Source organism: Paenibacillus suaedae, assembly GCF_032337355.1.
GTDB lineage: Bacteria > Bacillota > Bacilli > Paenibacillales > Paenibacillaceae > Paenibacillus_B > Paenibacillus_B suaedae.
Map to the genome: position 1 here is coordinate 186,468 of NZ_JAVYAA010000004.1, position 21,387 is coordinate 207,854.

Here is a 21,387-nt window from a genome sequence, read left to right on the forward strand (position 1 = left end):
ACGATGGATTTGAAATGGATACAAACATTTGTGCACGCTGCTGCGCATGAGAATTTCCGTCGCACTTCGGAGGAATTGTTCATTTCGCAGCCGACGGTAACGATCCAGATCAAGCAGTTGGAGCAATACTTGGGCTCGCCTTTATTTAAACGAGTAGGACGCAGAGTAGAATTGACCGAGGAAGGACGGCGATTCCTTCCGCACGCGAAACATCTGTTGTCCGTTCACGAGGAAGGTCTGCAGGAGCTGCATCGCTTCAAGCAGGGCTATACCCGAAGATTGAATCTGGCGGTATCGCCGCTTGTAGCGGCATATCTCATCCCACATGTCTTGAATCGCTATGTGCATGCTAATCCTGATGTAGAGGTTCAAGTTCAGGTGTTGGAATCGAAGCAAATTGCCGATGCGGTGCTGCAGGATCAGGTGGATCTAGGGTTATCTCGAATGTGGGCAAGTGATGCGCGGCTCACCTGTGATATATTGGGGGAGGACGAGGTGGTGCTTGTTGCGCCGCATGATGGGCATGATGCAGAGACTGCTTCTCCGCTCCAGCTCGGAGATTTGCTGGCGAATCATATGCTGCTCACTTATAATCATCCTGAATATTGGGAGCCGCTTGTGCAGGAGCTGCAGACGAGGTATCGATACATTCGCACAATGCTTGTTACCCAAGTTCATGTAACGAAGCGGTTCATTGAAGAAGGGCTTGGCATTTCGTTCTTGCCTGAGATTACGATTCGCCGTGAACGTACGGAAGGAAGATTGCTTCAGGTGGATTGCTCGGAATTGATGCTGCCTACCGCAAGAACGTATGCGGTTATGAAGCACAATGTTACTGAAGGGCAGCGTTTTCTGGAATTTTTCCGTGGATTCATGTAAACAGGAGAGCAGGCTGCTAGTGATTGCCGTTGAACCGGGACGGTATTTAACGGTATGCTAGTGCCAACAATGTTGATAGTGGAAGCAGGAGGGTAATGGGTGTGACAAATATATTAATTGTCGACGATGATAAAGAGATCGCTGGCTTAATCGATATTTACTTGAAAAATGAAGGATATTGCACGCATAAGGCATACGATGGTGTGGAAGCATTGGACATCCTTCAGCATGAACCTATCGAACTGGTCATTCTCGATGTGATGATGCCGAGACTGGATGGGCTTGCGGTATGCCGCAAAATTCGGGAGAACCAAGCGACGCCAGTTATGATGCTGAGCGCAAAGTCGGAAGATATGGATAAGATCATGGGCCTTATGACAGGTGCGGATGATTATATGACGAAGCCGTTCAATCCATTGGAGCTGGTAGCACGTGTGAAATCGCTGCTCCGTCGTGCTTACTTATTGAACTCGCAGCTTCAGTCTCAAGCGCAGCCTGTGGATGTCATTCGCATTCAAACGATGGATATTAATAAGTCGACCCATTCGGTGAAGGTGGATGGACAATCAGTACATTTAACGAGTGTGGAATTCGATATTCTCTACTTAATGGCGAGCAACCCAGGAAGAGTATTCAGTGCGGAAGAGCTGTACGAACGAGTATGGAAAGAGAACTTCAATGGATCGCACAATACGGTGGCGGTTCATATCAGCAAGCTGCGGGACAAGCTGGAATCAAGCGGTGGCAAACTCATTCAGACCGTATGGGGAGTAGGGTATAAGATTGAAGACACCATGGTATAGTAGCCTTCGATGGAAGATGCTGTTCACCTTCGTGCTGAGCATTATATTGGCATTGATAACAGCCTACCTCATGCTCGGTCTAGCTATGGTTATGTACAGTTACTTGCAAATTGATCTGCTTAATGTCTTGTTTCGGGCATTGGAGCGAATGTTCGGAATCGTTCCGCCGCTCATTGTCGTTGGGTTGGCGCTGTTCGTCGGTATCTATTTCTTACTGAATCGCAAATTAATCAAAAATATGGAGCAAATTACAGCAACGGTTCAGCGTATGGCGGATGGCAATCTGGATGCCCGCTGCACCGTCTCCACGGATGATGAAATTGGCAAGCTTGCGGATAACATTAATCGTATGGCCGAACAGATTAAGCTGTCGCTGGAAGAGGAGCGCCTTGCCGAACGTACCAAAAATGAACTGGTTACAAGCGTATCACATGATCTTCGCACACCGCTTACCTCCATCATGGGGTATTTAGGGTTGGTTGAGCAGGATCGATATAGGGATGAAGTAGAGCTGCGGCATTATACGAATATTGCTTATGAGAAGGCTCAGCGCCTGAACGTCATGATTAACGACTTGTTCGAATATACCCGCATGAATGGCGGGATGACGCTGCATACGAAGCCGCTCAATATTGTGGAAATGGCAGGTCAGCTGTGTGTACACTATCGTTATCCGATGGAGCAGGAGGGACTGACCATCTCGATGCACAGCGATGAGGATCAGTACTGGATCGAGGCGGATCCAGATAAGCTGGTGCGTGTATTCGACAACCTGCTTACCAACGCGATGCGCTATGCGCCGCGTGGATCTGCAGTGGGAATATTCCTCCGCAAGCGGGGGACTCGAATTATGATCTCTGTGCATAATAGCGGTGAGCCTATACCGGCTCATGATCTGCCGCATATTTTTGATCGATTTTACCGTGTGGAGAAATCAAGATCGGAGCATTCGGGTGGTTCTGGGCTGGGTCTTGCGATATCCAAGACGATTGTAGAGCTGCATGGGGGAACAATTGAAGCGATAAGCAATCAGGAAGGCACTTACTTTGTCGTTGAGATTCCAAGCTCCGTGCCTCCATTGTATGAATAAGAACCGAAGGCAGGTGAGCCTTCGGTTCTTGTTCTACTTATGCTTCGTTATGGCAGTTGTCGTTATTGCTGGAGTACTTCGACATATGGGAGTCGCCCGATCCGTGACGTGGTGATACATCCCTGTTCATATTTCCCATACGAGATTCACTCATTCGGGATTCACTCATACGAGAATCATTCATATGGGAATCACTCATATGGGATTGTTCCATATGGTGTTGTTGCATGTCGTGAGCTGATGCTGTGCCGGATTCTGTCTCTCCTGCACCTGCGAGTCCCTCGTATACGGTATTGCCAAGCAAGAGGCTTCCTCCCAAGATGAGAACAGCGGCTAAGATGTTGCGTTTCATAAGGTATACCTCCTCAATATGTTACATATTTCACAATCATATGTCTATTATACCTGTTCGAGCCGATTAATCCCCCCTACTAAGGTCTAGAATTAATAAGATTTATACATATGGTAAATTCCACATATCCTTTATACCGTCTTCTTCATATTTTCTTCATCTTTCATTCACTTTTCTTCATTTCTGCTTAGCACATTATTAAGTCCATTCGGTTATCCTGATACCTATCAGGGGAAGACATGCGAATGCATGATAATAGGATAAGGGTGGATAATCGTGAGATTGAATAGGAAAAGATGGCTGTTCGCTGGCTGCATCGCCGCTGCTGGTATTTGGTTCATACTGCAACCTTACTCAGGACAAATCAAACAAAAGATATATAAAGTAGTGTCTAATAGCGTGCACACTGTAACTGGGCAGAATGTATTTGCTTCAGGAAGCCTGGATGCCCAGGCAGCGATCGTCATCAATCAAGATTCAGGTGAAGTTCTATACGGGATGAATGCTGATGATCGGCTCGCACCGGCCAGCACGACCAAAGTGATGACCGCGCTCCTCGCCATCGAGATGGCAGACATGAAGGAACAGGTGACCGTAGGGCAGGAGGTGCTGCTTGCCGATCCGGGGGAGAGCTCGGCAGGGCTGCGCTTCGGGCAGCAATTGTTGTGGAATGACTTGCTGGAAGCGATGATGCTGCCGTCCGGGAACGATGCGGCGAGAACGGTTGCCGTTCAATTGGGACGTCAGGTACGCGCCGATGCATCCTTGGATGCGGAAGAAGCGATCCGCGTGTTCGTTCAATGCATGAATGATCGGGCAGAGCAGCTCGGCCTTCGCAACACGCACTTTATGAATCCGCATGGATTGCACGATGCGAACCATTATAGTTCAGCACATGACTTGGCTGTTATTGCGAAGGAAGCGATGAAGAGCAAAGTGTTCCGCGCTATTGTAGGCCAAACCACTGCTGATGTGAAGCTCATGTCCGCAGATATGGAGAAGATCATGAAGTCGTATACGAATCGGAACCGGCTGCTGCAGCAGGAGAGCGAATATTATTATGAAGGATCGACAGGCATTAAGACAGGATTCACCGATGAAGCCGGATACTGTCTAGTCTCCGCTGCCGAGCGCAATGATCACCGAATGATTACAGTTGTTCTGCATTCCGGTTCGAATAGCGTCTGGACAGATGCGAGAGAACTGCTCGATTATGGCTTTGAACAATATGCAGGATGAATATAGGAATCTCGTAAACAGGAGTGGAATCGAAAATGACAATGGTAGAAGTGAGGAACTTAAGTAAGACTTATGAAGGAAAGGTAGCCTATCAGGCATTGTCCAATATTAATCTAGGTATTGAGCAGGGGGAATTCGTAGGCATCATGGGGCCTTCTGGAAGCGGGAAGACCACCTTAATGAATATGATTGCAACCATCGATGCGCCTTCGTCTGGCCAAGTGTTGATTCATGGCAATAACCCCTTCCAATTATCTCAGGAGAAGCTGGCTCTATTCCGCCGGCGCGAGCTCGGATTCGTATTCCAATCCTTTAATCTATTAAATACGCTGACTGTTAAGGAAAATATCGTACTTCCCTTAACACTGGACGGGGTAGAAGTGGAGAAATTGCACCGCAAGGCGAATGCGATGGCAGAGAGGCTTGGCATTACTGCATTGCTGAACAAGCGAATTTACGAGATTTCTGGAGGGCAAGCACAGCGCGCAGCTATCGCACGCGCCATTATTCACCAGCCGAAGCTGCTGCTGGCGGATGAGCCGACTGGAAACCTGGATTCGAAGTCATCGCGAGCTGTGATGGATACGATGTATCAGCTGAACAAGGAGGAGGGGACGACGATGCTGCTTGTTACGCATGATGCGATGGCGGCAAGCTATTGTGATCGCGTTGTCTTCATTAAGGATGGTCAGCTGCATCATGAAATTACTCGCAGAGGCAGTCAGTCCATGTTTATGCGCAGCATAATGGACGTGCTGTCCGTGATGGGAGGCAATCCGAATGACGTTCTCACAACTAGCTATTCATAATATCACTCGCAACAAGCGCATGTACGCTGCTCATTTCTGGAGCAGTACCTTCTCGGTACTGATGTTCTTCACCTATTCTTTGCTCTTGTTCCATCCCGATTTGAACGGCAAGATTCGATCTTCCAGTGAGACACTAAGCGAACTTGGGATGATGGGACTGCGTGTGTCGCAGGTTCTGCTGATCGTGTTTTCTTTCTTCTTCATCTTATATTCGGTAGGCTCATTTCTTAAGACACGGAACAAGGAATTTGGCATTCTCATCATACATGGGATGTCTCCTAAGCAATTTCGCAAGCTGGTGTTCATGGAAAATATGCTGATTGGCTGCGCCTCCATTGTGGCAGGCGTATTGCTGGGTGTCATTTTCTCGAAATTGATCCTCTCCGGGATATCTGAACTTCTGGCGATTGATAAAGGCTTAACGTTTTATGTACCATTGAAGGCGATAGGGACAACGTTTATCGCATTTTTAATCCTCTTCCTGCTGATATCGATCGTGACTACTCGGATGGTAAGGGTGCATCAACTCATTAATCTGCTCAAGGGATCGGACAAGCCGAAGCCTGAACCTAAGGCGTCGATAGGACTGTCGGTGCTAGCCGTCTTGCTCGTCGGAGCGGGCTATGCGACGGTGTTTTCCTTTGCAACAGGCATCACGTATTCGTTCCTTGTACTCCTGTCAGGGGTGGTGCTGACTGTAGTCGGGACGTATTTTCTGTTCACGCAATTCGCGGTATTTGCACTGCGAATGTTGAAGCGGAGCGAGCGGCTGTATTTCAAGAAGACGAATCTCTTGACGCTCTCTGAACTGGGATATCGGTTGAAGGATAATTCACGCTTGTTCTTTATCGTTGCTGTAATCTCGGCGGTTGCATTTACTGCGATTGGTACGTGTACGGCAATCGGCAATCAAGGGTTAGCGGAGATGACGAACCCGTATGCCTTTACGTATTATTCGTATCAAGGAAATAAGCAGGAACAGGACCATGTAAGTCTGATTAAACAAAAACTGGAACAATCACAATTGCCTTATCGAGTTGGCGCAGCAACCTTGAAATTTGCAGGTAATGATGTCACGGTCATGAAGTTGTCCGATTATAACAAGCTGGCGATAGCCCTTGGATATGAGCAAGAAGCGATTACTGCTGATAATGAAGCATTCCTTGTGCCGACTTCAGTCATGGGGGAGCGAGTATATAGTAAAGAAGGCTTCGAAGAAGTTGTCCAACTGATAGAAGACACTACTCGATTTGCCTTTCAAATTATGAAAGCTGTACCCCATCAAGTGCTGCCGCAGGATTATGGGATCATTCGGCTTGTTGTGGTAACGGATGATGCTTATGAGCAGATACCTGATCGGGATGAGTCAGGCCAGGGATCCTATACGGTATATGGATTTGCGGTAGAGCATTGGAGTAAGCTTGGGGATACAACAGAACAGCTAATGAAGCAACTGAACACAGATCAAGAAGGAGAACAGAGCGAATCCATGAAGTTTCAGTTCAGAGCGCTGTACCCACAGTGGGTAGCGGCCAAGCAGGCAAATGGATTGCTGCTGCTCGTGAGCGTACTCATTGGTGTGGTGTTCTTCACCTTTGCCGCAAGCTTCTTATACTTCCGATTATATACGGATCGCAGTCGGGATCAGCAGCAGACCGAGATGCTGTCCAAGATGGGGTTGACTCGCAAGGAACTGAATCGCGTCGTGACACGACAGCTGCTGGTTATGTTCTTTTTGCCGCTTTTCATCGCAATCTTGCATAGTGGGGTTGCATTTGCAGCGCTGCAGCAGTTGGTTCACTTCTCTGTGGGGGAAAGTACAATCAAAGTGCTCGTTAGCTTCACAGTTGTTCAAATTATTTACTTCTTCGTCATTCGATGGCGCTACGTGCAGCAATTGCGCAGTGCGATGGTGTAAGACTGTACATTCTAAATAATCGTAGACTTCCTTATTGCACATTATTGCAAATTATTGCAAATTATTGCACAAAACCCCCTTGCGCTGGCCGCTATTGCGATCAGATGCAAGGGGGTTTTGATCATAGGTATAGGGGTTGCAAAGAAAGGAAGAGCCCTGTAAGTCGGTGCTGCTCCCCAGCAGTCTTTGCTTACAGTATATCTTACTTCACGCGAGAATTATTCTTCACGAATTCAATAATCTCATCAACATAACCGAATGCAAGAGCAGTAACCGTGTCAGCTGCGCCATAGTAAATCGCGATGCGTCCTGTTGCTGCGTCCACAAGTGATGCGCAAGGGAATGCTACGTTAGGAACGTCGCCTACGCACTCGTACAATGTGGAAGGCTGCAGCAAGTATGGTTCGCTGCGGTATTTTACTTTCCAAGGCTCATCCAGGTCGAGGATCGCTGCGCCGAATGCGTATACGAATCCGTTACAGGAGTTCAGGACGCCATGATAGATCATGAGCCAGCCTTCGCTTGTTTCGATTGGAATTGGACCTGCGCCAACTTTCTTGCTCTGCCAGCCGCCCATTGGAGCCATTACGTGACGGTGACGACCCCAGAATTCCATATCAGGGCTCTCACTGTAGAAGATGTCGCCGAATGGTGTATGGCCTGTATCGGACGGACGGCTCACCATTGCATAGTTGCCGTTAATTTTGCGCGGGAACATAACTCCGTTGCGGTTGTAAGGCAAGAATGCATTTTCGAGCTGATGGAATGTCTTGAAATCATATGTGTATGCCACGCCGATTGTTGGGCCGTGGTAGATGTTGCACCAAGTTACATAGTAGCGGTCTTCGATCCAGCATACGCGTGGGTCGTAGCCTTCGATGAAATTGCCGATTTCCGGATCGTCACATTCAAATGTGAGAGGCTCATGGTTGATGTCCCAGTTAATGCCGTCTTTACTGAAGCCAGCATGCAAGCGCATGTAGCGATTGCGATCGTCGCAGCGGAATACGCCAGCGAATCCGCCTTCGAACGGAACAACAGCACTATTGAAGATACTGTTCGAGTTAGGCAGCAAATCGCGTGGAATTACTGGGTTCTGGCTGTAGCGCCACAATACGTCGCGATGTCCTTCAGGACGTTCTTCCCAAGGCATGTTCGGAATATCTGGACCGATGATCTTAATTTGGCTCATGATGCAAACCTCGCTTTGCGTAGTAAGTATGAAACCTGTGCTGTTCAAGTGCAGGTGACAGATGTTGAGACCAAAAGAATAGGTGAGAGCCTTGTTCTTTATTGATGTCGTGTGCAATGTCAACTGAACTTGTAACACAGCATGTGTCAATTGTCTCTCGAAACGCAATGACAGCGTTTCCGAATAACTAAAGAGTAAAACACTAAGGTTACAATGTCAAGTAAATATTGTGCATTTACCGTGCAAATAATGTGCAAAAACGTGTTACATATCGAATGTAGATGTGCAAATGTAAACTATATCAGACTGTGTACTGAATCGCGCCATTCTACCTCCACGCCGATGCGAATAAGCTCCTTCGGACGATGCGGGTGGTCAATGCGCCATACGATCTGTTCTCCGGCGCGCATGCCGAGCTCTTCCTTCGGTACATGCACGGTCGTGATGGCGGGATGAACAAGCACCGATTCGGCGATGTTGTCGAATCCGGTAATGGAGATATCCTCAGGTACGCGCATGCCGCTTGCCTTCACAATTTGCATGAAGTCGACAGCAATATTGTCATTCACACATACGAAGGCCGTTGGCTTATCCTCCATCCGGGAATAGGCTGCAGACAGTTCCTCTTCATTAAAATAATGACGCTTCATGGAGTTGATGATGCACCAAGATTCATTGACACTGAGCCTTGCTTCAGACAGCGCACGATTGAAGCCTTCCCACCGTTCGCGGTAGCTGAGGCAGGAGCCGATATCGCCTACAAAGCCGATCTTCTTATGTCCACGTGCAATTAGTTGTTGCGTTAGGGCATATACGCTATGGGCATTGTCTACGAGCATAATATCGCTGCCCAGCATGCCGAAGTTGAAGTCCGCATACGTATCGATGAACATCGAGGCAATGCCTGAACGTTCGATTAGCTCATAGTACTCCCTCAAGAAGGGGCCGATCATAATAACGCCAGCAGGCCGCTGCTGCACGAATAGAGAAGGCAGCTTCTGTTCGCGCTCTTCTTCCATGTCAACAATCGTCATCGCCAGGGAGTAGCCAGCTTCCTTCAAGGTTGTATTCAGCCCTTTGATGAAGCTAGACCAATAATGGTTGCCCATATAGTCAGAATGAGTAAGCAGGGACACGATACGATTGGCCGAGATGACTCCTTCCGCAGCTTCGAGTTGATGGAATTTGGTATAGCCGAGTTCGACGGCCTTCTTCATGATGCGGCGCTTCGTGTCATCGCGCATGTCAGGATCGTTGTTCAACGCCTTCGATACGGTATTGCGGGACAAGTTCAGCGCGTCAGCAATATGTTGTTGAGTTACTTTGGATTGTGACATCTATAAATCGCTCCGATTACGAATGGATTGTGTCTAAATTAACGTTGTTACAAGTATATAGGAGGTTTACATTTATGACAAATGTAAAGTTGCAGCTGTGAGGATGGTTGGATAGCGGCATAGACTGCAACTAAACCGACATAATATGAGTATATATTCATATATAGTTGGGTCGTTGGAACGAATTTTGAAATAGGGAGTTGGCATTACAAGCGATCGTTTTTACAATGAGACAGAGAAGTGCGATTTCAGAAAATAACTCTCTGTTTTCATGGCTTTTTTGAAAAAAGATTTTTGTAATCATTCCTTTACCTGTGACCGATAACAAATTATATAAATATTTACATAAAGGAGTTACAGGGAAATGCATATTTCGGTGAAAAGCGAACAACAGGTGCAGCTGTATCGATCCATTTGGACAACAGTCTGGAAGGAGATGGGCTTTGAACTGGAATCCGCTGCACATCCGTTGGAACAGGTCATCGTATTTAACGAGGAAGGGGTTGCTGTAGGAACATTCGAACTGAAGCTGTACAGGGAGAGTGCGCGTATGTTGAACGAGGTCGCGCCATTCGCGGAGCAGCCGGAGGTGATGAGCGCCCCGGAGCAAGTGGCTGAAGTGGACAAGGTAGCTTTGCTGAAGGAACATCGCGGTCATAATATCGATCGGCTGCTATCTTCAATCGTTCATTACTCGCGCAAGCATGGGATCTTGCAATGCGCTTGTCTGCTGGAACCGGTATTCGCGCGTGCGCTGCGCGTATCATTCCATGTACCGATGCGCAAGGTGGGGAAGAAGATGTTCTATAAGGGAGACGATGTCATTCCTACTCTTATTCATGTCGGTGCAATCTGGCAGAATCCAGCCAAGTTCGACTGGTTAATCCCAGAACAGGAACAAGTGGAAGTTCACTCAATTCCTATCACCTGTTAGCCGATATAATAAGGTGTTGAAGTTAACGGAAATGCAGAAATGTTAAGGAATGGTTAACGAACTGACTAGACAAGCTGTTAACGACGATCACTCGATACATAGAAAGTTGGTAGATGACGTGAATGAACTAACGATTCTTGACAGGCGCAACCGCCTGTTTGTCAAGATCATATGGACAATGCTTGCGATTGGAATCATCGGGGATTTGGCTGCAGGTATTGTCGGAACCATGCTGTATGTGCTGATTGGTTTTGGCGCGGTAGCTTGTGGATTAGCAACGTTCTTAACCTATAAGCGCATTGGCGTAAAGTATGTGATGTACTTAATTCCAGTGTTTCTGTGTTCGCTTGTCCTGCTGCTGATGAAGTCGGATCCGAATCCGATCTTCAGCACGTATTTGTTATTCTATGTCGTAATCAGCTTGATGACTTTATATCAGAATTATCGTCCTATCATCTTTACCGGCGTTGTCAGTATGCTAATGACGGTGTACATATTCTATGATCCATTCCTGAATGAGAAGCTGTTCACGCGCGAGCCGCTCCTCTATTTGCTTATGTATCTGCTCTTCGTGACGATTGCACTCAGTGCTTCGGCGGTGTTCAGTCAGAACTTGCAGCGGCAAGTGGCAGAACGGGGATCGGAAGCGCTGAAATCGAAGGAGCAGGCGATAGAATTGCTTGGACAAATTCAATCTTCGGTTACGATGCTTAATGAATTCAGTCATGAGCAGAAGCTGCGTGCAGAATCGACAGGAACGATCTCGCGTGAAGTTACAGAGACATTCGCGCAAATATCGACAGGCTTCGAACAGCAGACGATTAGCCTGCAGCATATCGGAAGCTCTGTGGAATCCGTGGAGCGCTCCGTAAGTCACGTTGCGAACGGGACGAATCAATTGGAGCAGGTTGCATCAATTACACTGCAATTGGCCGAGCAGGGCAGTGGTCAGATTGACACCCTTGTCGGTGAGATTGACCGTGTGAAACGTACAGTGGAACAGACTGTGCAAGTGATGGACGCACTGAATGCGCAGACGGAGCAGGTCGGCGATATTGTCAGTACCATTAGTGATATTTCCGCACAGACGAACTTGCTGTCATTGAATGCGGCGATTGAAGCTGCGCGAGCAGGCGAGCATGGCAAGGGCTTCGCAGTGGTGTCGGGAGAGGTTCGCAAGCTGGCTGACCATGCGAAGAAAGCGACTGAGGATATTGCAACTATATTGGAAACGATACGAACTCAGATCAGTGCCGCAGCAGAGCAGGTACAGCGTGGACAATCTGCCGTCGTATCCAGTGTAGAGGCTACGGGGCAAGTGGAGCAGATTATGCGTACGATTACGGATAACACCGACCAGGTGAACCGTCAGTCGGAAGCGATGCATGAAGCCGTTCGCGACCTTCAGACACAGTACTCCAATATGGCACACGGTGTTGTGACGATTACGAACAGCACGGAGGAGCATATGGCTTCTGTAGAAGAAGTATTGGCGAATATGGAGCAGCAGCATATGGATATTCAGGTGCTTGTTGATGGATACAGCCGATTAGACAAGCATGTCAGTGATTTGAAGCGTCTGTCCGAAGAAGAATAAATAGATGAAAAAAAGGGCCTATCAGAGAGTACAATCTGATAGGCCCTTTCTGTATGATTAAGGGAAAGCAGGTAGGTATAATCTTCCGCCCAGATTGATGGAGGTCAGGTATGGAGAGGGGAATGCAAATATGCAGATGAAGCAGCGGGGAGAAGCGAGCAGGACTAGAGTTATGCTGATTAAAATGTATACGCTTACAATTTGTAGGCTAGCTGTTGTGCTGCGGCCGATTCTTGTGTACAAGAAAGGCGGGATGATGGCAGGAGCTGTATGCTTATTGCTGCTGATTGGATGCAGTGGGCAGGTAGGGCAGTCGAAGGTGGCGGAACAGCGTTCCTTGCTGCCTAAGGTTACGGTTGTATTGAATAGTCTTGGCATAGGGTTCCCAGAACCGTTGACGGAGAACGACAATCCGTATGTAACCGACATCGAGGTGAAGACGGGTCTTCAAGTAGAAGTGATCATCCCCCCATCACATCGGTATGAGGATCGCGTCGGTGTCATGATGATGTCGAACCATACACCAGACTTGATCAGCATCACGGATGCGAATTGGGTCTCCTTCTACGCACGGAAGCAGATGCTAACACCGCTTGACCACCTGCTTGCCCGATACGCGCCGAAGCTGAAGGAACGGATTCCTCCTGAAGTGTGGGAGCAGGTGTCCTTTAACGGCCAAATATATGCGATTCCGAGCCTGCATGAGGGAAGGGGGCAGGAGATGATGTATATTCGCAAGGATTGGCTGGAACAGCTCGGACTTGAACCACCAACTACTCTTGCGGAGATGGTAAATGTGATGCGTGCCTTTACCTCGCTCCGTTCGGATGACAATGGGTTGCACGATATTTATGGTACCAGCTTCATTGAAGAGTTGGGCCGCACCTCACCGTGGTTCGGTGCATATGGTGTGCAGCTCAATCAATGGATGGAACGGGATGGTCAGCTCGTATATTCCAATGTGCAGCCAGAGATGAAGGAGGCCCTTGCCTTCATGCGAACAATGGTTCAGGAAGGGCTCGTAGATCCATTGTTCCCGATTCAAACACAGCGTGGACTGGAGAGGCAGGTTGTGGATGGGAAGCTGGGTCTGTTCACGGGAACATGGTACGATACCCGCGGAGTGCTGGAGAGGAGCAAGGCGCGGGATCCGCGTGCAGAATGGATCCCCCTTCCTTTCCCGAAGGGCCCTGGAGGAAGTGGAACCTTTGCGCTGCCTCAAGTACGAAGCTATCAAGTAATCCCTGCTACCAGCTCTCACGCGGTGGAGGTGCTGAAGCTGCTTAACTATATCGGCGAGGAGGGGAGGGATACCCTCAAGCTTGGATTCGAGGGAGACGTGTGGGCTTGGAAGGAGGGGAAGAGGGTGACCAATATGGAGCGCCATAATCAGGATCATTATCGCGGACTTTATGCTAATTTGGCAGATATGCCTGATGAGGATTACACCCGATCCCGGCTGGATTCGTTAGGAATTCAATACCAGTTGTACGATAATCTTCGATTTACATCCATGCATGCACGTCCGAGCGCTTTCCGTTCTCTGCCGACACCAGCGATGACAAGATATGCACCGTTGTTGTTGAAGAAGAATGATATGCTCATCGACATTATTCTTGGCAATCGACCACTTGAGGACTTCGACAGATACGTGTCGGAATGGATGAATGAAGGCGGGCGTGATATGACGAAGGAGGCCAATGACTGGTATCACTTCAGTCGCAACCAGATTGGAAGTGAGCCGCCATTCATTCAGTCTGAACGCAGTTCGAAGCACGGAGGATGAGTGCTAATATGCTGAAAATGATACGTGACCAAATTCGACAACGGATTCAGTGGCGATTAACCATCTATTTTGTACTTATTCTGATCCCTCTGCTGTTGACCGGCTGGTTCTCCAACAAGCGCTCTCAGGAGCTGCTTCTGTCAGAGACGACCGCTCGTACCGAAAGTGCAATGCATGCCCTCATGGACAATATTGAGCTCGTGCTTCAGAACGTGGAAGAGCTGTCCGCGGTGCTATCAACCGATACGGAGATGAACGATGCGCTTGCACATACGAAGAGGAAGCTGGAGCCGAAGAATGTCATGGTATTCGCCGATCTGAAGCATAAGCTGGCCAACTTTCTATCAATTCATCCAATGTTCTCGCAAATTGCTGTATATCACGATCATTCCAACTCCGTGATTTCTACGCTCCATGGCGTGCTTCCGGTTGATCGTGCGGATGAACGCATTTGGCTTCGACAGCTGCTTAATGGACTGGGGACAGGCATTGTATTCATTCAGCCGGACGAACGAATAGGGGCGGGGAAGCCGTTCGGCCAAGCGTTTGGAGCGGATAGTCTGGCAGTCGTTCGAGCGATGGATATTTACAACCCGAATCGAGAACGTCATGCGCTTATTATTAGCCTGAACATGGGGCGCTTGCAGCAATATATCCGTTCTGTTACACCATCGCCACAAGCAGAGCTGCATCTATATACGGCAGATGGGAAATGGGTCACAGGCACGGCTAAGCAGCCTGAATCGTATCAGGATTACTTGACACGTGCAGAAGCGAATGATCAGGTGTTAATTCAAGCAGCTTCGCCTTATTACGGCTGGACACTGACACTGGCTCAGCCGAAGAGGGAGCTGTTCGCCCAGTCCTACCAGCTGGAGTATTACGCGGTGTTTATGATTGCGCTGAGCATTGTCATTGCCCTCGTTATGGCTTATAGCATCTACACGAGCATTGCTGCTCCTATGCGGAAATTAGCTCGGGGTATGAGGGCGATGACGAGCGGCAACTTAGATGTGAGGTTGACTTCGACGCGACAGGACGAATTCGGTATCGTGACCCACCTATTTAACCACATGGCATCGCAGCAGCAGCACCTCATTCACGATCACTATGAACAGAGCTTGCGGCTTGCCAATACAGAGCTGAAGCTGCTCCAATCCCAGATCCATCCCCACTTCTTATATAACACCCTAGATTCGATCTATTGGATGGCCCAGCATGCTGAAGCTGAGGATATTTCCGAGATGGTACTTCACTTATCCCGATTCTTCAGGCTAAGTCTAAGTAAGGGAAAGGATGTAATTACCGTGAAGGACTGTCTGGAGCATTTGCACGCTTACATACGAATCCAGCAAATCCGGTTCTTAGACCTATTCCATATGGAGTACGATATTGAATCGTGCGCAGAGGAACTTCCGCTCGTGAAGCTGCTGGTGCAGCCCATTGTCGAGAATGCCATCATACATGGCTTGGAGAAGTCCTCCCAGCAAGCAGAGATGTTGCTGCGCATTGTAGTCCGAGTAGAGGAGGACACAGAAGGGAGAAGACTTACAATTAGGGTTATCGATTCTGGAACGGGTATGACGGAGGACATGCGCGCTCAATTGCAAGCTGAACTGTCTGCTGTATTGCGGCAGCCGACAGAGCATGGTGTGGTGGCGAACGGCCACACAGGTGCTGGTTATGGACTTCGAAATGTCGCGGCACGAATCCGCTTGAATTACGGTCAGAATGCAAACATTCATATTGATAGTGTATGGGGTGATGGGACAACGGTAACACTCTTGCTCCCCTTGTCCGAGCCATACGTGGGGAAACAAATTGAAGATCGGTCGAGGACGGCAGGTTAATGCTTAATGCTTAATGCTTAATGCTTAATGCTAGGCAGCCTTCAGTTGCCCCTTCGCTAGTTGATGAAGTAAAGAATGCCTTCATTTCGAATCGTCACCGAGGAGGAGATAAGATGAACCTATTGATTGTGGAGGATGAGCTGCGGCTCCGTCAAAGCTTAACTGAGCTTATGCCTTGGGAGAGGGCAGGGATTACGGAAGTAACGGCAGCCGCTACCCTAGAAGAAGGGAAGCGGTGGCTGAAGTTGAAGCGTCCGGACATTCTGCTTGTAGACATTCAGTTGCCGGACGGAGATGGCTTATCCCTCGTGAGGCAAGCGTCGGAGTGGAATGTTGAGGTGAAGGCGGTGGTGCTCAGCGGTCATGATCACTTCCCTTATGCTCAAGAGGCGCTTTCCATGGGGGTGAAGCAGTATCTATTGAAGCCGGCGGGACAGGATGCCATCCTGCAAGCAGTTGCAGCAGCAGTCTCGGAGCGCCGCCAAGACATTCAGCGGCGGCACGATGCCGATATGCTGCGTAAGCAATGGCACAACTACTTGCCGATACTGCGTCAGCGCATCTTGCGCCAAGGGCTGGATGGCAGCTTGTCGACGGCCTCGCTGCTAAGGAGAATGACAGAACTCGGTATCGACTTACAGGAAGACGAGCGCTACGCAGTGATGGTAATCGATCCTGATCCTTACCCGCAGGAGCGGGTGCAGGCATTTGGAGGAGATCAGGGTCTAATGCACTTCGCGGTCGGCCAAGTCGTGGAGGAAACGATGACAGGGATGGAATATGGTTCTATGCTATTATGCCGCGAAGCAGACGGTCCGCTCGCCATCCTATTTCGCTATCCATCCGCTGCGCTCTCTAGGGGCATGGCAGAGGAGCATAAAAGGGTAGAAGCATCTCAAGCAGCAGAAAGTCATTGCGAGAGATCGGATGGAGAACTGATGATTGGCATTCATGCACTGGCAGGCAAGATGCTGGAGTATATCAAGACTTCATTGAAGCTTACGGCGAGTGCGGGCATCTGCTCGGCGTGCGGGCGGCTGGCTGACGTGCCGCGGCTGTATAAGGAAGCGGACTTCGCGCTCCGTCAGCGGCTCGTTCATGGTGGCGATATTGTCATTCCGTACCGCAATCACGGACTGAGAGTGGCTGAAGATGCTTCGGCCGTAACGATACATACGGAGCAGTGGGAACGGGAACTGGACATTGCCTGGAACACTGCCGAAGAGCAGCAGGCAGCGGAACTGGCCGAAGCTTGGATTCGCGCAGTATGTGCGATTCCAGAGGCAGAGGCATTTAAGGAGCAGATGATGTTCCTGCAATCGTGGATTATTATGTGGCTGCGCAGGCAGGGGTGGTCGATGGCGGAGGTAATGGGAGAGGATGCAAGATGGTTCCGTCACACCGCCGAACTGCGAACGAAGCAGGAGTGGAGTGAGTGGATGCGAAGTGTCATGCGGCGCATTGGCGCGGAAGCAGGCATGGTGCGTCGTCGCGGCGGCAATCGCTTGGTATCGGAAGTGAAGGAGCTAATCGAGAGTGAACTTCATACAGAGCTAACCCTGCAGGAAGTGGCGGATCGGCTGTTTATTAATGCCTCGTACTTGAGCAGGCTGTTCAAGCAGGAGATGGATCAGCCCTTCTCGTCTTATCTCCTTATGCGCCGCATGGAGCGAGCCAAGGAGGCACTCTTTCAAGGGGAGCGGGTATATGAGGCAGCACAGGCGGCGGGATTCCGCGATGTCAGCTACTTCACGAAGGTATTCCGCAAATATTGGGGGGTTACGCCGAGTGACTGGAAGCGGGGTTAACGGGCTGCATAGGCTCAGTTGAACCTGACCTCACGATGGAAATCATTTTACCAGAAGAAGTCATGGCTCTCCCGTGTTCGATTGCAGCCAGATGCCGTAGGCTAGTAGCAGATGCAGCAAACAATGAATGCCAAGTGCTCATGCCACGGAAAGGATGGGAGCTATGGATAAGCTGGAATTGGACAATGCTCCACGTTTGTTTTCACGATCATATGGGCGAAAGTTGTGGAGAGACATTCGGAAGGACTGGGACTTATACATTGCACTTTTGCCAGGGATCGCCTTTCTTCTCCTGTTCAAGTATACGCCGATGTATGGGGTCGTGATTGCGTTTCAAGATTTCAACATTTTTAGCGGAATAGAGGACAGTCCTTGGGTAGGGTTCTCGCACTTCGAACGACTATTTCAATCGCCGAAGTTCGTTCAAGTGTTTTGGAATACGATTATCATTTCGGTTCTGAAAATTGTACTTCTCTTCCCACTGCCAATTCTGCTGGCAATTCTGTTGAATGAGCTTACGAAAATGTGGTTCAAGCGTCCGGTACAAACGATCATTTACATGCCTCATTTCCTGTCATGGGTTATCGTTAGCGGACTCTTTATGGATCTGCTCTCCATCAATGGGGGGCTTGTGAATCGAATCATTGAGTGGTTCGGCGGAGAGCCGATCAAATTCTTCCTCGACAACAGTGTCTTTCGCTGGCTGCTCGTCGGCACGGCGGGCTGGAAGGAAGCAGGCTGGGGGACAATCGTATACTTGGCCGCCTTAAGCTCTATCGATCCACAGCTGTATGAAGCAGCCAAGATCGATGGGGCAAATAAGTTCAGACAAATTCTGCATATTACACTACCAGGGCTTGTTCCCGTCATTCTCCTTATGTTCATCCTACGGCTCGGGAATATGCTGGAGGCTGGGACGGAGCAAATTCTCGTCATGTACAATCCCGTCGTCTACAATGTGTCGGATGTTATCGGCACGTATGTATATCGTACGGGTCTAGGCGAGCAGAATTACAGCTTCTCAGCTGCTGTGGGGCTGTTCGAATCCATCGTAGGCTTCGTGCTCATTATTGGTGGAAACGCTCTCAGCCGGCGCTATTTGAATCGGGGGATCTGGTAATGAGAGAAGTTCAGCATACAGCTCTCTTGATGTCGCAAGTCGCCGCTTATTTGGAACCTGAATGTAAGAAGGAAGGAGGTCTGGCATAACATGAGACACCAATTGACTGCTTCGCGGAGAACAAGAACGGCCATTCGAATGTCGGTAGGGGAGCGCATCTTCCATGTGTTGAACTATCTGTTTTTTGCCCTTGTGTCGTGGACGACATTGTTCCCATTTCTCAATTTGATTGCGAAGTCGCTCAGCAGTGAGGAAGCGGTTATGTCAGGGAGCGTGTCCTTGTTCCCGGTTGATATTCAGTTCGGAACGTACTTATATGTGCTGCGCGACTCTCAATTCATGAATGCTTTCCTCGTATCGGTCACAATTACCGTGGCGGGAACGGCTCTCGGTCTGTTCATGACCGCATTAGCCGCATATCCCTTATCCAAGCCGCGTCTGCGCGGACGCAAAATATTCATCTTGATGTATGTGTTCACCATGCTGTTCAGCGGTGGTCTTATTCCTACGTATTTGCTCATGCACCGATTGAATCTGATCGATACACTATGGGTGCTCTTTCTGCCGAGCATGGTTAGCGTGTTTAATATGCTGATTATTAAAAACTACTTCGAGTCTCTGCCCGATGAGCTGGAGGAATCGGCCAAGATGGACGGAGCATCGAATCTGACAATCTTGTTCCGCATTACGGTTCCATTGTCGCTGCCAGTGTTCGCTACCATTGCACTCTTCTTTGCGGTAGGCTTCTGGAATGATTACTTTGCCTCGATGATCTATATCAATACGGCAGAGTTGAAGCCGCTGCAATTGTACTTGAAGGAACTGCTTGCGCATTCCAATATCACATATCAGGATGGCGGGCATGTAACGAATATTGATGCGGTCATGAACACGACGCCTCAGGCTATACAGGCCGCTTCGATTCTTGTTGCAACCTTGCCCATATTGCTGGTATATCCGTTCCTGCAAAAATACTTCGTGAAAGGGGTGCTGATTGGTTCCGTAAAAGGGTAATGCGGTGAAGATATTTCGGGGGACATCCAAAAGAGCGGAGGTATGTTCATGCAACGTAAACAGGTATGGATATCATTGATTTCGATTGTAATGGTCTTGTCACTTCTCGGCTGCAACAGCGCCGGTTCAGGGCAGGGTGCGTCAGGAGGAGAAGGCGGCAAGCAGCTCCGTCAGCTGATGCAGTTCGATCGCTTCGAGCCGAATAGCGATCCGGTAGCCGTGTACTTGAAGGAGAAGACGGGATATTCCGTGAAGTATGAGATGCTTCCTGCGGAAAATGCCGACGAGAAGCTGAACCTGCTCATGGCGAACAAGGAGTCTTATGATATTATGAAGCTCGCTTCGGCCCAATACTATCAGCTTGTATCGTCTGGTGCGCTGGAGCCGCTGGATGATCTGATTGAGAAGTATGGAACGAATATGAAACAGGTTATCGGCCAAGATTCTTGGAATGGCGCCCGTTATGACGGCAAAATTTACGCTATACCAGAAACGGGCGGAGGCGGAACCTCTTCGAATGCGCTCGTCGTCCGCCAAGATTGGCTCGATGAGTTGGGCTTGAAGATGCCGACGAATCTGGATGAACTGGTGACGGTGCTGAAGACATTCAAGGAGAAGAAGAATGTAATTCCGCTGACGGGAGGCAAGATCCCTGTACATCCGGATATTGCCAGTGTGTTCGGCTTAACGACGGCTTGGTTGGAGCGGGACGGCAAGATCATTCACGCGGTTGAAGCTCCAGAGATGAAGGAATACTTGAAGTTCATGAATACGCTGTACAAAGAGGGACTAATCGACTCCGAGTGGGGCATTAATACGGCGGATAAATCGATTGAGAAGATGGCAAGCGGCAAGGCTGCCATGTATAGTCCAGGGTGGTGGATTGCTCCGAACTTGGAAAATGCGCTCGCAAAGAATTTCCCAGATGCGAAGCTTGCGATTGTGCCGGTATTGAAGGACAAATCGGGGAAAGCGCGAGTAGGCACGCCGGGCAATACGATTAATTATTACATTGCAATTCCGAAGTTCGCGAAGAACAAGGAAGAAGCGGTAAAGTGGCTCGACATGAAGTTCGATAAGGATATTTTCAAGGGGATCGCTATCGGTGAAGAAGGTGTACATCACAAGTTTGAAAATGGAGCCTACTCGCCGATTCTGCCGAAGTTCGCAGATGAGCGTACAAATGCAAGCTCATTCTTGACGGGTGTGGACGAGAAGAACTATCCGATCTACTGGCAGGCGAGATTGAAGAAAAACCCAATCGTTGAGAACTACTTCAACACATTCCAGAAAAATGCGGAGGGCCTGTTAATCGCTGATCCACTCGGTTCAGCGCCTCCAATGCCGGATATCTCGAAGAACGTGCAGCGGTTGAACAAGTATCAAGAGGACACGTTCATTAACTATATTAGCGGAACGGAACCGCTCGACAATTATGACCAGTTCCTCGCGGAATGGCATGCACAGGGTGGTGCAGATATGGTGAAGGCCGCGAATGATTGGTATGCGAAGCGTTAAGCATGAAAACTGAGACCTGTGTACACAAGCAAAGGGGATGGCCCGAGATTCAAGGGCCATCCCCTTTTATGGATGATGGGGAAGCTTATTACTGCGTCCTCACGATGTGAACGAGAAATCGATGAAGAAGGAAGTTCATCG

The 21,387-nt window shown here is 49.1% G+C and carries 17 protein-coding genes; 14 read left to right on the forward strand and 3 right to left on the reverse strand.

Annotation, left to right across the window (positions count from 1 at the left end):
• Positions 1-3: 3 nt before the first annotated feature.
• The 3 genes from RQP50_RS17855 (at position 4) to RQP50_RS17865 (ending at position 2,772) form a co-directional block, all read left to right on the forward strand.
• The gene (locus RQP50_RS17855) at positions 4-879 is read left to right on the forward strand and encodes a LysR family transcriptional regulator (RefSeq protein ID WP_021255734.1); all 876 of its coding nucleotides are present in this window, start codon (positions 4-6) and stop codon (positions 877-879) included.
• A gap of 95 nt (positions 880-974) precedes the next feature.
• The gene (locus tag RQP50_RS17860; protein WP_315746253.1) at positions 975-1,682 is read left to right on the forward strand and encodes a response regulator transcription factor; all 708 of its coding nucleotides are present in this window, start codon (positions 975-977) and stop codon (positions 1,680-1,682) included.
• On the forward strand, positions 1,663-2,772 hold the full coding sequence (locus RQP50_RS17865) for a sensor histidine kinase (protein ID WP_072730226.1): 1,110 nt from the start codon (positions 1,663-1,665) through the stop codon (positions 2,770-2,772). The genes RQP50_RS17860 and RQP50_RS17865 overlap by 20 nt, the downstream gene beginning before the upstream one ends.
• 37 nt (positions 2,773-2,809) lie before the next feature.
• Here RQP50_RS17865 and RQP50_RS17870 read toward each other — a convergent pair whose 3' ends face one another.
• A complete protein-coding gene (locus RQP50_RS17870) occupies positions 2,810-3,124 on the reverse strand; it encodes a hypothetical protein (protein WP_072730225.1) in 315 nt (104 codons plus the stop codon).
• Between the two features lie 276 nt (positions 3,125-3,400).
• Between RQP50_RS17870 and RQP50_RS17875 the strand changes: the two genes are divergently transcribed.
• The 3 genes from RQP50_RS17875 to RQP50_RS17885 are packed head-to-tail and all read left to right on the forward strand — an operon-like array spanning position 3,401 to position 7,090.
• Positions 3,401-4,363 carry a D-alanyl-D-alanine carboxypeptidase family protein gene (locus RQP50_RS17875; RefSeq protein ID WP_315746254.1) on the forward strand — a complete coding sequence of 321 codons (963 nt, stop codon included), beginning with the start codon at positions 3,401-3,403 and terminating at the stop codon, positions 4,361-4,363.
• 35 nt (positions 4,364-4,398) lie between these two features.
• Positions 4,399-5,172 (forward strand): ABC transporter ATP-binding protein, encoded by a 774-nt coding sequence (locus tag RQP50_RS17880; RefSeq protein ID WP_315746255.1) that lies wholly within the window; start codon positions 4,399-4,401, stop codon positions 5,170-5,172.
• Positions 5,144-7,090, forward strand: coding sequence for an ABC transporter permease (locus RQP50_RS17885; protein ID WP_315746256.1), 1,947 nt, complete (start codon positions 5,144-5,146; stop codon positions 7,088-7,090). Before RQP50_RS17880 ends, RQP50_RS17885 begins: the two co-directional genes overlap by 29 nt.
• Positions 7,091-7,292: 202 nt before the next feature.
• On the opposite strand, the gene RQP50_RS17890 is transcribed toward RQP50_RS17885, so the two are convergent.
• Positions 7,293-8,282 (reverse strand): glycoside hydrolase family 130 protein, encoded by a 990-nt coding sequence (locus RQP50_RS17890; RefSeq protein ID WP_021256311.1) that lies wholly within the window; start codon positions 8,280-8,282, stop codon positions 7,293-7,295.
• A gap of 296 nt (positions 8,283-8,578) precedes the next feature.
• Positions 8,579-9,619: a LacI family DNA-binding transcriptional regulator gene (locus tag RQP50_RS17895; protein WP_268626525.1), complete on the reverse strand. Its 1,041-nt coding sequence runs from the start codon at positions 9,617-9,619 to the stop codon at positions 8,579-8,581.
• A gap of 364 nt (positions 9,620-9,983) precedes the next feature.
• On the opposite strand from RQP50_RS17895, the gene RQP50_RS17900 reads away from it, so the two are divergent.
• The 8 genes from RQP50_RS17900 to RQP50_RS17935 all read left to right on the forward strand — a co-directional run bounded on the left by RQP50_RS17900 (position 9,984) and on the right by RQP50_RS17935 (position 21,246).
• Positions 9,984-10,553, forward strand: a complete 570-nt coding sequence (locus RQP50_RS17900; RefSeq protein WP_315746257.1) for a hypothetical protein — start codon at positions 9,984-9,986, stop codon at positions 10,551-10,553.
• A 49-nt stretch (positions 10,554-10,602) separates the two neighbouring features.
• Entirely contained in the window at positions 10,603-12,150 is a 1,548-nt protein-coding gene (locus tag RQP50_RS17905) for a methyl-accepting chemotaxis protein (RefSeq protein ID WP_315746258.1), read from the forward strand.
• 130 nt (positions 12,151-12,280) lie between these two features.
• Positions 12,281-13,936 carry an extracellular solute-binding protein gene (locus RQP50_RS17910; protein WP_315746260.1) on the forward strand — a complete coding sequence of 552 codons (1,656 nt, stop codon included), beginning with the start codon at positions 12,281-12,283 and terminating at the stop codon, positions 13,934-13,936.
• Positions 13,937-13,944: 8 nt separating this feature from the next.
• Entirely contained in the window at positions 13,945-15,786 is a 1,842-nt protein-coding gene (locus RQP50_RS17915; protein ID WP_315746261.1) for a cache domain-containing sensor histidine kinase, read from the forward strand.
• 113 nt (positions 15,787-15,899) lie between these two features.
• Positions 15,900-17,594: a response regulator gene (locus RQP50_RS17920; protein ID WP_315746262.1), complete on the forward strand. Its 1,695-nt coding sequence runs from the start codon at positions 15,900-15,902 to the stop codon at positions 17,592-17,594.
• Between the two features lie 163 nt (positions 17,595-17,757).
• On the forward strand, positions 17,758-18,714 hold the full coding sequence (locus RQP50_RS17925) for an ABC transporter permease (RefSeq protein ID WP_315746263.1): 957 nt from the start codon (positions 17,758-17,760) through the stop codon (positions 18,712-18,714).
• Positions 18,715-18,804: 90 nt separating this feature from the next.
• Positions 18,805-19,728, forward strand: coding sequence for a carbohydrate ABC transporter permease (locus RQP50_RS17930; protein ID WP_021256303.1), 924 nt, complete (start codon positions 18,805-18,807; stop codon positions 19,726-19,728).
• Positions 19,729-19,776: 48 nt separating this feature from the next.
• Positions 19,777-21,246 (forward strand): extracellular solute-binding protein, encoded by a 1,470-nt coding sequence (locus tag RQP50_RS17935; protein ID WP_315746264.1) that lies wholly within the window; start codon positions 19,777-19,779, stop codon positions 21,244-21,246.
• Positions 21,247-21,387 lie beyond the last annotated feature (141 nt).

Coding starts and splice junctions, on each gene's coding strand:
- RQP50_RS17910 (WP_315746260.1), top strand. CDS start 12,281: ATGCAGATGAAGCAGCGGGGAGAAGCGAGCAGGACTAGAGTTATGCTG.
- RQP50_RS17930 (WP_021256303.1), top strand. CDS start 18,805: ATGAGACACCAATTGACTGCTTCGCGGAGAACAAGAACGGCCATTCGA.
- RQP50_RS17925 (WP_315746263.1), top strand. CDS start 17,758: ATGGATAAGCTGGAATTGGACAATGCTCCACGTTTGTTTTCACGATCA.
- RQP50_RS17890 (WP_021256311.1), bottom strand. CDS start 8,282: ATGAGCCAAATTAAGATCATCGGTCCAGATATTCCGAACATGCCTTGG.
- RQP50_RS17880 (WP_315746255.1), top strand. CDS start 4,399: ATGACAATGGTAGAAGTGAGGAACTTAAGTAAGACTTATGAAGGAAAG.
- RQP50_RS17905 (WP_315746258.1), top strand. CDS start 10,603: ATGGTTAACGAACTGACTAGACAAGCTGTTAACGACGATCACTCGATA.
- RQP50_RS17895 (WP_268626525.1), bottom strand. CDS start 9,619: ATGTCACAATCCAAAGTAACTCAACAACATATTGCTGACGCGCTGAAC.
- RQP50_RS17885 (WP_315746256.1), top strand. CDS start 5,144: ATGACGTTCTCACAACTAGCTATTCATAATATCACTCGCAACAAGCGC.
- RQP50_RS17915 (WP_315746261.1), top strand. CDS start 13,945: ATGCTGAAAATGATACGTGACCAAATTCGACAACGGATTCAGTGGCGA.
- RQP50_RS17860 (WP_315746253.1), top strand. CDS start 975: ATGGGTGTGACAAATATATTAATTGTCGACGATGATAAAGAGATCGCT.
- RQP50_RS17855 (WP_021255734.1), top strand. CDS start 4: ATGGATTTGAAATGGATACAAACATTTGTGCACGCTGCTGCGCATGAG.
- RQP50_RS17935 (WP_315746264.1), top strand. CDS start 19,777: ATGCAACGTAAACAGGTATGGATATCATTGATTTCGATTGTAATGGTC.
- RQP50_RS17920 (WP_315746262.1), top strand. CDS start 15,900: ATGAACCTATTGATTGTGGAGGATGAGCTGCGGCTCCGTCAAAGCTTA.
- RQP50_RS17900 (WP_315746257.1), top strand. CDS start 9,984: ATGCATATTTCGGTGAAAAGCGAACAACAGGTGCAGCTGTATCGATCC.
- RQP50_RS17870 (WP_072730225.1), bottom strand. CDS start 3,124: ATGAAACGCAACATCTTAGCCGCTGTTCTCATCTTGGGAGGAAGCCTC.